Source organism: Stenotrophomonas rhizophila, assembly GCF_003751305.1.
Classification (GTDB): Bacteria; Pseudomonadota; Gammaproteobacteria; order Xanthomonadales; family Xanthomonadaceae; genus Stenotrophomonas; species Stenotrophomonas rhizophila_B.
This window is the reverse complement of the sequence record NZ_RJKV01000001.1, coordinates 1,295,363-1,308,482: the sequence shown is the minus strand read 5'-3', so window position 1 is coordinate 1,308,482 and position 13,120 is coordinate 1,295,363. Positions and strand designations below refer to the sequence as shown.

At 65.4% G+C, this 13,120-nt stretch carries 12 protein-coding genes; all 12 read left to right on the top strand.

Annotated features, from left to right (window positions below; translation table 11 throughout):
- The first annotated feature begins 205 nt into the window (after positions 1–205).
- The 12 genes from EDF74_RS06020 (at position 206) to EDF74_RS05965 (ending at position 12,843) form a co-directional block, all read left to right on the top strand.
- A complete protein-coding gene (locus EDF74_RS06020; RefSeq protein ID WP_123729215.1) occupies positions 206–1,378 on the top strand; it encodes a flagellin in 1,173 nt (390 codons plus the stop codon).
- Between the two features lie 72 nt (positions 1,379–1,450).
- On the top strand, positions 1,451–2,680 hold the full coding sequence (locus EDF74_RS06015) for a flagellin (protein WP_123729214.1): 1,230 nt from the start codon (positions 1,451–1,453) through the stop codon (positions 2,678–2,680).
- An 81-nt stretch (positions 2,681–2,761) separates the two neighbouring features.
- Positions 2,762–4,057, top strand: coding sequence for a flagellin (locus EDF74_RS06010; protein ID WP_123729213.1), 1,296 nt, complete (start codon positions 2,762–2,764; stop codon positions 4,055–4,057).
- Positions 4,058–4,137: 80 nt separating this feature from the next.
- Positions 4,138–5,316: a flagellin gene (locus EDF74_RS06005; protein WP_123729212.1), complete on the top strand. Its 1,179-nt coding sequence runs from the start codon at positions 4,138–4,140 to the stop codon at positions 5,314–5,316.
- Between the two features lie 451 nt (positions 5,317–5,767).
- Entirely contained in the window at positions 5,768–7,150 is a 1,383-nt protein-coding gene (fliD, locus tag EDF74_RS06000) for a flagellar filament capping protein FliD (RefSeq protein WP_123729211.1), read from the top strand.
- Between the two features lie 128 nt (positions 7,151–7,278).
- Positions 7,279–7,695 (top strand): flagellar export chaperone FliS, encoded by a 417-nt coding sequence (gene fliS / locus EDF74_RS05995; protein ID WP_123729210.1) that lies wholly within the window; start codon positions 7,279–7,281, stop codon positions 7,693–7,695.
- Positions 7,692–7,988: a hypothetical protein gene (locus EDF74_RS05990; protein ID WP_123729209.1), complete on the top strand. Its 297-nt coding sequence runs from the start codon at positions 7,692–7,694 to the stop codon at positions 7,986–7,988. The genes fliS and EDF74_RS05990 overlap by 4 nt, the downstream gene beginning before the upstream one ends.
- Complete coding sequence (locus tag EDF74_RS05985; RefSeq protein WP_123729208.1) at positions 7,985–8,566, top strand: PilZ domain-containing protein; 582 nt, start codon at positions 7,985–7,987, stop codon at positions 8,564–8,566. The genes EDF74_RS05990 and EDF74_RS05985 overlap by 4 nt, the downstream gene beginning before the upstream one ends.
- A gap of 87 nt (positions 8,567–8,653) precedes the next feature.
- Positions 8,654–9,286 carry a response regulator gene (locus EDF74_RS05980; RefSeq protein ID WP_123729207.1) on the top strand — a complete coding sequence of 211 codons (633 nt, stop codon included), beginning with the start codon at positions 8,654–8,656 and terminating at the stop codon, positions 9,284–9,286.
- 263 nt (positions 9,287–9,549) lie between these two features.
- The gene (gene rpoN, locus EDF74_RS05975; protein ID WP_123729206.1) at positions 9,550–10,959 is read left to right on the top strand and encodes an RNA polymerase factor sigma-54; all 1,410 of its coding nucleotides are present in this window, start codon (positions 9,550–9,552) and stop codon (positions 10,957–10,959) included.
- A gap of 14 nt (positions 10,960–10,973) precedes the next feature.
- Positions 10,974–11,354, top strand: a complete 381-nt coding sequence (locus EDF74_RS05970) for a response regulator (RefSeq protein ID WP_123729727.1) — start codon at positions 10,974–10,976, stop codon at positions 11,352–11,354.
- On the top strand, positions 11,347–12,843 hold the full coding sequence (locus tag EDF74_RS05965) for a sigma-54 dependent transcriptional regulator (protein ID WP_123729205.1): 1,497 nt from the start codon (positions 11,347–11,349) through the stop codon (positions 12,841–12,843). The genes EDF74_RS05970 and EDF74_RS05965 overlap by 8 nt, the downstream gene beginning before the upstream one ends.
- Positions 12,844–13,120 lie beyond the last annotated feature (277 nt).

Here is a 13,120-nt window from a genome sequence, read left to right as displayed (position 1 = left end):
GTCGCCCCTGCCCCAGCCAACGCCACATGGGCCCGTGAATTCCGCCCTATCGGGCCTCCCCGTCAATCCCAGCCAAATCTCCGCCTAAAGGTTGTTGACAAAGCGCCGTTATTGATTTGGCAACAGCGAAGCACACAGCCAAAAACAAAAAAACGGCGGCGCTTCGTTCCTTTCACCACCGGGATTCCAATAAGGGAGACGACCCATGGCACAGGTAATCAACACCAATTCGATGTCGCTCAACGCTCAGCGCAACCTGAGCACCAGCGGCAACTCGCTCGCTACCACCATCCAGCGCCTGTCGTCGGGCCTGCGCATCAACAGCGCAAAAGACGACGCCGCCGGCCTGGCGATCTCCGAGCGCTTCGGCACCCAGATCCGCGGCACCGACGTCGCCATCCGCAATGCCAATGACGGCATTTCGCTGGCGCAGGTTGCCGAAGGTTCGCTGACCGAAGTCGGCAACAACCTGCAGCGTATCCGCGAACTGGCCGTGCAGGCCTCCAACGCGACCAACTCCGCCAGCGACCGCAAGGCCCTGCAGGCCGAAGTCGAGCAGCTGGTCAGCGAAATCGATCGCGTCGCCAAGCAGTCCGACTTCAACGGCACCAAGCTGCTGGACGGCAGCTTCACCAGCCAGCTGTTCCAGGTGGGCGCCAACGCCGGCCAGTCGATCGCCATCAACAATGTCGTCGATGCCAAGGCCGATGCGCTGGGCAACGCAAAGTTTGCCGCCGCCTCGACGGGCACCGACATCGCCGCGGCTGCAACGCTCGAATTGAGCGGTGTCACCATCAATGGTGCCAGCATCGGCACCATCCCGGCCAAGGCCACCACCGCCGAGTACTCGGCGGCAGCTGCCGCGGCGATCAACAGCAAGATCGGCGAGACCGGTGTGTATGCCGAGGTGGTCACCACCGCCGGCACCCCGGACACCCATGCCCTGAAGTTGACCTCGGTCCAGGCCGACCGTGACCTGGTGATCGACGGTGCAGCGACGCTGGGCCTGGCGGATTCCACTGCAGCCGCCCCGACCTCGGTGGCCGCAACGGCCACCGGCCAGTTCGTCAAGGACCTGAATGTCTCGTCGTACGTCGGCGCACAGCGGGCCCTGGAAATCGTCGACAAGGCATTGGAATCGGTCAACAGCGTCCGTGCCGACCTCGGCGCCATCCAGAACCGCTTCACCTCGGTGGTCGCGAACCTGCAGACCTCCTCGGAAAACCTGTCGGCCTCCCGCAGCCGCATCCGCGACACCGATTTTGCCAAGGAGACGGCCGAGTTGACCCGCACCCAGATCCTGCAGCAGGCCGGTACGGCAATGCTGGCCCAGGCCAACCAGGTGCCCCAGAACGTGCTCAGCCTGTTGCAGCGCTGACATGAGCCGCTCCTGAAGCACGTCAGGGGCGTCTAACCCAACTCTCGTGCAACTGCTCAAGGACCTCTCCTCATGGCACAAGTCATCAACACCAACACGATGTCGCTCAATGCTCAGCGCAACCTGAGCAGCAGCGGCGCCTCGCTGGCCACCACCATCCAGCGCCTGTCGTCCGGCTCGCGCATCAACAGCGCCAAGGACGATGCGGCTGGCCTGGCCATCTCCGAGCGTTTCGGCACCCAGATCCGCGGTACCGACGTCGCCATCCGCAACGCCAACGACGGCATCTCGCTGGCCCAGGTCGCCGAAGGTTCGCTGACCGAAATCGGCAACAACCTGCAGCGTATCCGTGAGCTGTCGGTGCAGTCCTCCAACGCCACCAACTCTGCCAGCGACCGCAAGGCGCTGCAGTCGGAAGTGACCCAGCTGGTCAGCGAAATCGACCGCGTGGCCAAGCAGTCCGAGTTCAACGGCACCAAGCTGCTGGACGGCTCGTTCTCCAGCCAGCTGTTCCAGGTCGGCGCCAACGCCGGTCAGGCGATTGCCATCGACAAGGTTGTCGATGCCAAAGCCAACGCTCTGGGCAACGCCGTGTTCGATGCCAGTGCGATCACCATCGCCGCCGGCACCGTCACCGCTGCCAACGCGGGCACCAAGATTTCGTTCGACGGCCTGAAGATCGGCGGCGGCGGTGTCGCGTCTGCGATCACCATCGACAAGGTCGAGGTCACCTCCACCGGCGTTGCAGTTGACGATCAGAAGGCGCTGGTCAATGCCGTGACCACCGCGATCAATGCGAAGATCGGTGAGACTGGCGTGTACGCCGAGATCGACGCCACCGCCGGCAAGATCAACCTGACCTCGGTCAAGGAAAGCGTCAACAGCGCGGGTGCCTTCACCGCGATGACCGTCACTGCTGGCACCAGCGCCGGCATCACCGGCTTCAATTCGACTGCCCCGGCGGCTACCACGGCCGCACCGGCCGGCAAGCTGCTGAGCGACGTCAACATCGACAGCGTCAAGGGTGCACAGCAGGCCCTGGAAATCGTCGACAAGGCGCTGAACTCGATCAACAGCACCCGTGCTGACCTGGGTGCCGTGCAGAATCGCTTCACCTCGGTGGTCGCGAACCTGCAGACCTCCTCGGAGAACCTGGCCTCCTCGCGCAGCCGTATCCGCGATACCGATTTCGCCAAGGAAACCGCCGAGCTGACCCGCACCCAGATCCTGCAGCAGGCCGGTACGGCCATGCTGGCCCAGGCCAACCAGGTGCCGCAGAACGTGATGAGCCTCCTGCGCTAAGCAGCCTACTCAAGGCCTGCGCTGGTTTGACCAGCGCAGGCGATCACGGCGACACCTGACGCATCGCAAAAGGAAACCACCATGGCACAAGTCATCAACACCAACACGATGTCGCTCAATGCTCAGCGCAACCTGAGCAGCAGCGGCGCCTCGCTGGCCACCACCATCCAGCGCCTGTCGTCCGGCTCGCGCATCAACAGCGCCAAGGACGATGCGGCCGGCCTGGCGATCTCCGAGCGTTTCGGCACCCAGATTCGTGGTACCGACGTTGCCATCCGCAACGCCAACGACGGCATCTCGCTGGCCCAGGTCGCCGAAGGTTCGCTGACCGAAATCGGCAACAACCTGCAGCGTATCCGCGAGCTGTCGGTGCAGTCGGCCAATGCCACCAATTCGGCAAGTGATCGCAAGGCACTGCAGTCGGAAGTGACCCAGCTGGTCAGCGAAATCGACCGCGTGGCCAAGCAGTCCGAATTCAACGGCACCAAGCTGCTGGACGGTTCGTTCTCCAGCCAGCTGTTCCAGGTTGGCGCCAACGCCGGCCAGGCCATCGCCATCGACAAGGTGGTCGATGCGAAGTCCGGCTCGCTGGGCGCTGCAGGATTTGCTACGGCGGGCAGCATCGTCCTGGCCGCCGATCCGAACCTGGCCAGCGGTGAGATCACCGGCATGAAGGTCGGCGACATCGACCTGGGCAAGATCAGCTTCAGCGTCTCCGCAGTTCCCGCTGTTGCTACTGTTCCGACCCCGGCCATTCCTGGCAGCCCCACGCCTGCTGAGCAGGCCGCCATTGACGCCGCTAATGCCTCCAATGCATCGCGGGCGCCGACCGTGGCCAGCAACAAGCAGAATGCGCTGAACGCGGTTACCGCGGCGATCAACGCCAAGCTCGGCGAAACCGGCTTGATGGCTGCACAGGCCGTCGATGCCAACGGTGCTGCTATTGCAGGTGAAATCACCTTGACCTCCATCAAGGCCGATGCAGATGTGACCAAGCTGGCGGTGACTGGCCTGGGTGCCGCAGTGGCAACCACCACCGATGTCGCTGCAAACGCGGTGAAGTCGCACCTGTCCGATCTGAAGATCGACACGGTTGCCGGTGCCCAGCAGGCGCTGGAAATCGTCGACAAGGCCCTGGAGTCCATCAACAGCACCCGTGCTGACCTGGGCGCCGTGCAGAACCGTTTCACCTCGGTGGTCGCGAACCTGCAGACCTCGTCGGAAAACCTGGCCTCCTCGCGCAGCCGTATCCGCGATACCGATTTCGCCAAGGAAACCGCCGAGCTGACCCGCACCCAGATCCTGCAGCAGGCCGGTACGGCCATGCTGGCCCAGGCCAACCAGGTGCCGCAGAACGTGATGAGCCTCCTGCGCTGATCCAGCTGAGTACGCGGCGCCGGGAATGACCGGCGCCGCGCCCCAAACGTTACGTTTTACTACTGCCTGAGGGAATTTCCATGGCACAAGTCATCAACACCAACACGATGTCGCTCAATGCTCAGCGCAACCTGAGCAGCAGCGGCGCCTCGCTGGCCACCACCATCCAGCGCCTGTCGTCCGGCTCGCGCATCAACAGCGCCAAGGACGATGCGGCTGGCCTGGCCATCTCCGAGCGTTTCGGCACCCAGATCCGCGGTACCGACGTCGCCATCCGCAACGCCAACGACGGCATCTCGCTGGCCCAGGTCGCCGAAGGTTCGCTGACCGAAATCGGCAACAACCTGCAGCGTATCCGTGAGCTGTCGGTGCAGTCCTCCAACGCCACTAACTCTGCCAGCGACCGCAAGGCGCTGCAGTCGGAAGTGACCCAGCTGGTCAGCGAAATCGACCGCGTGGCCAAGCAGTCCGAGTTCAACGGCACCAAGCTGCTGGACGGTTCGTTCTCCAGCCAGCTGTTCCAGGTCGGCGCCAACGCCGGTCAGGCCATCGCCATCGACAAGGTTGTCGATGCCAAGGCAGGTTCCCTGGGCACCACCACCTTCGCCACCGGCACCACCGCGGCGGTGGCTGTGGGCGGCGACGGCGCACGCTTCACCGGTACGGTGATGGGCGTGGATATCGGTACGGTCGAGATCAAGGCCGGCGCAACGCTGGAAGAAGCCGCCAAGGCCGTGGCCACGGGGATCAATGCCAAGATCGGTGAGGCTGGCATCTATGCTGAAGCCAACGCCAACGGCACGCTGAAGCTGAGCTCGGTGAAGGAAGGCGTTGCGGTTGTTGCCGCCGACATCGACCTGGAACGTAGCGATCTGAATGCCGGCACCGGCGTGTGGGGCGCCAAAGCCGCAGCTGCGGGCTATACCGCCGGCACCGCCACCGCCGCCAATGTACAGGACCTGGACGTGAGCACCGTGCTCGGCGCCCAGCAGGCCCTTGAGGTGGTGGATCAGGCACTGAACGCTATCAACAGCACCCGTGCTGACCTGGGCGCCGTGCAGAACCGCTTCACCTCGGTGGTCGCGAACCTGCAGACCTCGTCGGAAAACCTGGCCTCCTCGCGCAGCCGTATCCGCGATACCGATTTCGCCAAGGAAACCGCCGAGCTGACCCGCACCCAGATCCTGCAGCAGGCCGGTACGGCCATGCTGGCCCAGGCCAACCAGGTGCCGCAGAACGTGATGAGCCTCCTGCGCTGATCCAAAGAAGTACCGCCTCCGCCGCCGGCTTCGGCCGGCGGCGGGAGCAACCCGAAGCATCGCAATCGTCACGCAGGAACGGGCCATGGCCATGAGCCGGACTCTCTCCCGGTCGCCACATCTTCGTGGCCATGGCCCGCCCCTGCGGCAGAACTGTTATCAGCGCTGGTTGTTTGACTGAACACCTCGGGTGGCTTCGTCTCCCCCCGTTTTTCAGTAGCCTGACCCCTCCTCTGCATTGGAGGAGGGTTTTTTACAGACCCTCTGGCATGAGCGCACATCGCCGCCCTGCCCCGAGCTACCTGCAACCGCCGTGCCAAATCCGGCGCCAGGTTGCTGGCACAACTCCTGCATCAACGAGAGTTCTAAAGACCCGGCGGCTACGGCCGCTAATTTCGTTGATGGCATCGCCCTGCACTATGTGGCAGTGGCAACACACAGGAGATACAACGTGGCGGACTTCGGTTACGGCGGCATCGGTTCAGGACTCGATATTTCCGGCATGGTCAGCAGCCTGGTGGCTGCCGATCGCAAGCCGGCGGACAATGCACTGAACCTGCAGCAGTCCAAGGCCAAGATGCAGCTTTCGGCGATCGGCACGGTCAAATCCGCGTTCGACACGCTCAATACGGCGCTCAAAGCGCTGAAGGCCGAGACCGCGTTCGATGCGCGCACCGTGAGCGCCAGCAAATCCGGTACCGACGAAATCTTGACAGCGACCGGTACCAACCTGGCCGCCGCCGGTACGCACACCATCCATGTGGAACAGCTGGCGACGGCGCACAAGTGGATCGCCGACACCTCCCTGCCCAAGACGGATACGTTCGGCGCCGGAACCCTGACGCTCACCGTCGGCGTCGGCGACAAGCAGAAGACGCTCAACATCGACGTCGCAGCCGATGACACGCTCAGCTCGATCCGGACCAAGATCGAGAAGGCCGGTCGTGCCTCGGGCGTGCAGGCCACCCTGATCACCTCGGGCGACAATCAGTTCCTGTCGATCTCCCAGGGCAAGTCCGGCACGGCCAATGCGATCAAGCTGACCGCCGACCCGTCCAACGCCAAGTTGACGGCACTGGCCGACAGCCTGAGCGAGCGCACCCCGGCGACCGATGCCAAGCTGACCATCGACGGCGTGGCCGTGGTCAGCAGCGAAAACACCGTGACCGATGTGGTGCCGGGCCTGACCCTGAACCTGAAGAAGGAAGGCGACAGCACCGTCACCATCACCACCGATGCCGCCGCAGCGCGCAAGGTGATGCAGGACTTCGTGACCGCCTACAACGGCGCGATCGCCGCGATCAACACCGCGACCAAGTACGACATCGAGAACAAGTCCCCGTCTTCGCTGACCGGCGATGCGCAGATGCGCGGTGCCTCGAGCCAGTTGCGCGGCCTGATGGGCGGCATTCTCAAGGACCTGGCCGCCAACGGGCTGGACCCGAAGACGCTCGGCCTGCAGACCCGCGGCTATCCCAATGCCGACGGCAGCCTGGTCCTGGATGCCGCCAAGTTCGACGCGGCCCTGGTCAACCAGGGCGGTGCAGTCCGTGAGGCGCTGACCGGCGACGATGGCGCGGCGGCCAAGCTGTTTGCCGTGGTGGATGGCTACGTCAGCACCGCCGTGGGCAAGGAAGGCGCGTTCGTGTCGCGCACCAAGAGCATCAACAGCACGCTGACCGATATCGACAAGCGTCGCAAGGCGCTGGACGTGCGCATGGAAGGCGTGTCGGAACGCTACAAGAAGCAGTTTCTGGCGCTGGATTCGCTGATGAGCAAGATGAGCCAGACGATGTCCAGCCTGACCACCCAGCTCTCGCAGCTCAACGGCTGATCGATCACGGCAGTGGACTCAAGTTGAACCGGTCCGCTGCCGATACCACACGCAGGACACCCCGCAGGCTCCACCCGGTGCCGACGATGTCGCGAACCTCGCGGCCCCGAACGAAGGAGACATGATTGATGTACGGTTCCAACCGTCAATTCACCGAGCAGTACCGCCAGGTCGGCGTACAGAGCGCCATCACCGATGCCGACCCGCACAAGCTGGTCGCGCTGCTGCTCGCCGGTGCCTGCGAACGACTTCGACTCGCCCTGGCCTGCCTGGAACGCGGCGACCAGGCGCGCAAGGGCAAGGCGATCGGCGAGGTCTGTGCGATCGTCGGTCACCTCAACGGCTCGCTGGACCATGAAGCGGGTGGCGAGATCGCCGGCAATCTGTCCTCGCTGTACGACTACGTGATGCAGCGCCTGACCGAAGCCAATCTGCACAACGATCCGGCCGCGCTGACCGAGGCGCTGGAACTGCTGGGCGAGATCGATGCGGCCTGGAATGCCATCCCGCACCAGCAGCGCCACGCTGAGCAGGCCACCCCATGACGTCGCTGGGCTCGCTCAACGCCCGTCTGGACGCTCTGGAGACGGCGTTGCAGGAAGAGAACTTCGATGAGGCCGGCCTGCAGCTGGATGCCCTCGATGCCGCCCAGACCACCTACCTGGCCGGCCCGTCGGCATTGTTCGACGTCCCGGGCCTGTCTTCGCTGCAGGCACGCCAGCAGCGCATCATGCTGTTCATGATGCGTCAGCGCGAAGAAGCCAGCCGGCATCTCCACAACGGCCGCCAGTCACTTCGCGCCGCGCATGCGTACCTGACCGCAGAATCCTTGTCATGACCGACCTTCGCGCCAGCGAGATCCATCACCCCGCCGAAAGCGAGCTGTTCGATGAGACGCTGAGCTGCGAACTGGCGCTGCCGGCCGAGTTCCGCATCGGCAGCGCGGTGATCCGCCCGGGCACCGCCGAAACCCTGCTGCGCAGCGTGGCCCTGGTGGAAGATGCCCGCAGCGATGACGGGCACGATGACCGCAGCGACGCCACGCTGCAGGTGCAGCGCCTGGAAGCCAAGCTGGACCTGGTGATGGTGCTGCTGGGCAGGCTGGTCCGCCAGAGCGCCCAGGATCTGCCACTGCGTCCGCTGCGCTGGTCCCGCCGGGGTATCCGGATTGAACAGGGCATGCGTACCGGCGCCGCGGCTGGCAGCCAGGGCGTGATCCGGCTGCAGCCCTGCGATTGGCTGCCCGACCACATCGACCTGCCCGTGGTGATCGTGGCCGAGACCGCCAATGGCGCGGGCGCGCATTATCTGTGGCTGCGCTTCGAGGGCCTGAGCGACGCGCTGGAAATGGCACTGGAGCGGCATTTGTTCCGCCTGCATCGCCGCCAGATTGCCGAAGCGCGGCGTCTGCGCTGACCATACGGTACCGACTGTGACCCAGTCGGCTTGGCGCTGGCCCGCCACTCCGTTAAGGTTACCGCCTCCCCGCTCCCCTAGTAGCCTGTGCGCGTACTCATTGTCGACGATCACACCCTGGTCCGTGCCGGCCTCAGCCGCCTCCTGCAGGGCTTCACCGACGTGGACGTCGTCGCCGAGGCGAGCAATGCCGAGCAGGCCCTGCAGCTGAGCTTGCAGCATGCGCCGGACGTGGTGCTGATGGACCTCTCCCTGCCCGGCCGTACCGGGCTGGAAGCGCTGAGCGACATTCTGCTGCGTACCCCCGGCTCACGCGTGGTGATGATGACCATGCACGATGACGCCGTGCATGTGCGCGATGCACTCGACCGTGGCGCCGTCGGCTTCGTGGTCAAGGATGCCGCCCCCCAGGAACTGGAACTGGCCCTGCGCGCCGCCCATGCCGGCCAGGTGTTCCTGAGCCCGCAGATCTCGGCAAAGATGCTGGCGCCGATGCTCGGCAAGGAGAAGCCGGTGGGTGTGGCGGCCCTGTCGCCGCGTCAGCGCGAGATCCTGCGCCAGATCGGGAAAGGCGAGAGCAACAAGGAAATCGCCGCCGACCTGGGCATCAGCGTCAAGACGGTGGAGACCCACCGTGCCCGCATGATGGAGTCGCTGGGCTGCCGCCGCGCCACCGATCTGGTGCTGCTCGCCGCGCGCCACCAGCACGAGCTGGAATGATCGGCGACGGTTCGGTGGCGCTTTTCGGCCACGGACTGGCTCCCACGTCAGGATTCTGATGCGGCACACGGCCGCCAGGCCGCTGCCATGGGGGGCTGCACCAGCAAATGCGTCAAAATGACGTGTCGGTGTAGTGGTTTTCCCTACATGGTGTCGGGGATTTGACGACCCCGCTCAGGAACCCCCTGATTCCGGTGCCACCGGAACAGAAGCAAGATGTGTTCCATAACGCGCCGGGGACTCGGCGTGATCGGGGAAACGCCTTGAAAGCCTCCATGTCGACCCAGATGGGTCAGCAGCTTCACCTCACGCCGCAACTGCTGCAGTCGATCCGTCTGTTGCAGCTCGATGGCATGCAGCTGGAGCTGGAAATCCGCCGCGCATTGGAAACAAACCCGCTGCTGGAGATCGAAGAGGCCCCCGAGCCCGTCGCTGCCGACACCGCCGAGGCCGTCACGGCCCAGGACGTGGCCGCCTTCGACGAGCTGCCCGAGAGCACCATGTGGGACGTGGCCGGTGCTGGTTGGCAGGACGGCGATGATGACCGCATGCAGCGCGTCGCCGCCGGCGAATCCACCGACCCGCAGCTGCGCGTCCTGCAGCGCCTGGCGATGGAACTGGACGATCGCGAACTGGCCGTCGCCGGTTTCTGGCTGGAACACTGCGATGACACCGGTTATCTCGATGCCCCGCTGGCGCAGCTGACCCTGCTCGCCAGCGCGCATTGCGACGTGGATGCCGCCGGCGTGGAAGCAGTCCGGCAGCGCATTCTGCACGGCGACCCGGCTGGCCTGGCCGCCCAGAACCTGCACGAATGCCTGAGCGTGCAGCTGCGCACCCTGCCCGGCCGCGTGCCGGCCCGTCACTTGGCCCAGCGCGTGCTAGACGATGGGCTGGCCGCGCTGGCCACGCATGACTACGCCGCGCTCGCCCAGCAGCTGGATGCCGAAGTCGCCGACATCCACGAAGCCGTCCGCCTGATCCTGTCGCTGCAGCCGCGCCCGGGTGAGAGCCTGCTGCCCGATACCAATGGTGTGGTGATCCCCGACGTGGTCGCCTGGCATGCCGATGGCCAGTGGCGCGTCGCGCTGAACCCGGCCACCAGCCGCCGCCTGAGCATCAACCCGCATTACGAACAGGCCCTGGCCGAGACCAGCGAAGCGGCGCAGCCACTGCGCGACATGCTGCAGGAAGCCCGCTGGCTGACCCGTGGCCTGTCGATGCGCTATGACACCCTGCTGCGCACCGCGCGGGTGATCATCGAACGGCAGTCCGGCTTCCTGACCCGTGGCGAGGAGGCGATGGCGCCGCTCACCCTGAAGGAAGTAGCCGATGAGATCGGCATGCACGAGTCGACCGTCTCGCGCATCACCACCGGCAAATATCTGCAGACGCCGCGCGGCACGCTGGAACTGAAGCACTTCTTCGCCGTGCGCCTGGAAGGTGCGAGCGTCTCCGGCCAGGCGGTCAAAGCCATGGTGCGTCGCCTGATCGAGTCCGAGCCGGCGGCCCGCCCGCTGGCCGATGAGGCCATCGCCGGCCTGCTTTCGCGCCAGGGGGTGAACATTGCCCGCCGGACCGTTGCAAAATACCGCGAACAACTGGACATCGCTCCGGCGCGCGAACGCCGCCGCAGCCATGCCAGCACACCGCAATTGGCCCGGGTGGGCTGAAGGAAATGGACGACATGAACAAGCTCACCGTGCTGCTGGTCGACGACCACGAGGGTTTCATCAACGCTGCGATGCGCCACTTCCGCAAGGTCGATTGGCTCGATGTCATCGGCAGCGCTGCCAATGGCCTGGAAGCGATCGAACGCTCCGAGTCGCTGCGCCCGCAGGTGGTGCTGATGGATCTGGCCATGCCGGAAATGGGCGGCCTGCAGGCGACGCGCCTGATCAAATCGCAGGATGACGCGCCGTATATCGTGATCGCCAGCCATTTCGATGATGCTGAACACCGCGAGCACGCCCTGCGCGCCGGGGCGGACAACTTCGTCAGCAAGCTCTCCTACATCCAGGAAGTGATGCCGATCCTGGAAGGCCTGAAGGAACCAGGCCATGAGTGAATCGCGCATCCTGGTGGTGGACAACGACGCGGTCCGGGCTGAGCGCACCGTCGCGCTGCTGGAGTTCATGGACTTCAACCCGCGCTGGGTGGCCGATGCCAACGATTTCGACGTCACCCGCCACCGCCCCAATGACTGGATGGCTGCCATCATCGGCAGCCTGGACAATTCCGACCGCAGCGATGCGTTGTTCGCGTGGCTGGGCAAGGGCGCCCTGCCCCCGCCGGTGATGTTGATCGACGGCGATACCACCGCGTTCGCACAGCAGCACGGTCTGCACGAAGCCAACGTCTGGCCGCTGGAGGCGCCGCTGCGCCACGCCCAGATGGAAGGCCTGCTGCGCCGCGCCAGCCTCAAGCGCCTGGATGCCGAACACCAGGCCGGTGCCGTGCAGGACCAGGGCCCGACCGGCGAAGGCGTTGCGGTCACCCAGCTGCGCCGCATGATCGAGCAGGTCGCCGCCTTCGACACCACCGTGCTGGTGCTGGGCGAATCGGGCACCGGCAAGGAAGTTGTCTCGCGCTCCATCCACCAGCGCTCCCCGCGTCGTGATGGGCCGTTCGTGGCGATCAACTGCGGCGCGATCCCGCCTGACCTGCTGGAAAGCGAATTGTTCGGTCACGAAAAAGGCGCTTTCACCGGTGCACTGAGCGCACGCAAGGGCCGTTTCGAAATGGCCGAAGGCGGCACCCTGCTGCTGGATGAGATCGGCGACATGAGCCTGCCGATGCAGGTCAAGCTGCTGCGCGTGCTGCAGGAGCGCAGCTTCGAGCGCGTCGGCGGCAACCAGACCATCCGCTGCAACGTGCGCGTGATCGCCGCGACCCACCGCGATCTGGAAACGCGCATCGCCGACGGCAAGTTCCGCGAGGATCTGTTCTATCGCCTCAACGTATTCCCCATCGATGTGCCGGCCCTGCGTGAGCGCAGCGAAGACCTGCCGGCGCTGGTGACCACCATTGCCGGCCAGCTGGCCCGCACCGGCCGCGGCGAAGTGCGCTTCACCGCCGAAGCAATGCAGGCGCTGGCCAGTTACGAATGGCCGGGCAACGTACGCGAGCTGACCAATCTGGTCGAACGCCTGGCCGTGCTGCACCCCAGTGGCAACGTGCGCGTGCAGGATCTTCCGGCCCGCTACCGCGGTGATTTCGCCATCACTGCACCGGTGGCCGCCGCAGCACCGGCGCCGCTGGCCGATGAACGCCTGGACCTGCGCAGCTTTTCGTTCCACACACCGGGCAGCCAAGGCACCACCTCGGCGGAGAACGGCGGCGCTCCGGCCAACCGCGCTCCGGCCCTGCCCGACGACGGCCTGGACCTGCGCAACCACATGGCCAACATCGAGCTGACCTTGATCAACGAAGCGCTGGAGCGCACCCAGGGCGTCGTCGCCCATGCCGCACAACTGCTCGGCCTGCGCCGCACCACCCTGGTGGAGAAGCTGCGCAAGTACGGCATCGAACGCGACCAGACCGAACTGACTGGCTGAGCAGAACGCCACAAGGAAACCAGAAGCCCGGGCATGTCCCGGGCTTTTTTGTGGATCTGACGGGTGGCCGCCAGCAGCCTCGATACGGTGGGTCGCGATGCCCTTGTGGGCGAAATAAGGGAGGAGGGGTCGGCCGCAGGCCGGCGCCGGGGGACATTCGCCGGCAAGGGCATCGTGGCCCACCGCCCGACCGACCCGCCGGTCTCCGCCTCGAAGGATCAGAGCACCCTCCGCCGGTTTTCCGGCGTCGACTCTCCGGCACGTCAGCGCGTCAAAC

Coding starts and splice junctions, on each gene's coding strand:
- EDF74_RS05970 (WP_123729727.1), top strand. CDS start 10,974: ATGAACAAGCTCACCGTGCTGCTGGTCGACGACCACGAGGGTTTCATC.
- fliS (WP_123729210.1), top strand. CDS start 7,279: ATGTACGGTTCCAACCGTCAATTCACCGAGCAGTACCGCCAGGTCGGC.
- EDF74_RS06020 (WP_123729215.1), top strand. CDS start 206: ATGGCACAGGTAATCAACACCAATTCGATGTCGCTCAACGCTCAGCGC.
- EDF74_RS05985 (WP_123729208.1), top strand. CDS start 7,985: ATGACCGACCTTCGCGCCAGCGAGATCCATCACCCCGCCGAAAGCGAG.
- EDF74_RS06010 (WP_123729213.1), top strand. CDS start 2,762: ATGGCACAAGTCATCAACACCAACACGATGTCGCTCAATGCTCAGCGC.
- EDF74_RS06005 (WP_123729212.1), top strand. CDS start 4,138: ATGGCACAAGTCATCAACACCAACACGATGTCGCTCAATGCTCAGCGC.
- EDF74_RS06015 (WP_123729214.1), top strand. CDS start 1,451: ATGGCACAAGTCATCAACACCAACACGATGTCGCTCAATGCTCAGCGC.
- EDF74_RS05965 (WP_123729205.1), top strand. CDS start 11,347: ATGAGTGAATCGCGCATCCTGGTGGTGGACAACGACGCGGTCCGGGCT.
- EDF74_RS05990 (WP_123729209.1), top strand. CDS start 7,692: ATGACGTCGCTGGGCTCGCTCAACGCCCGTCTGGACGCTCTGGAGACG.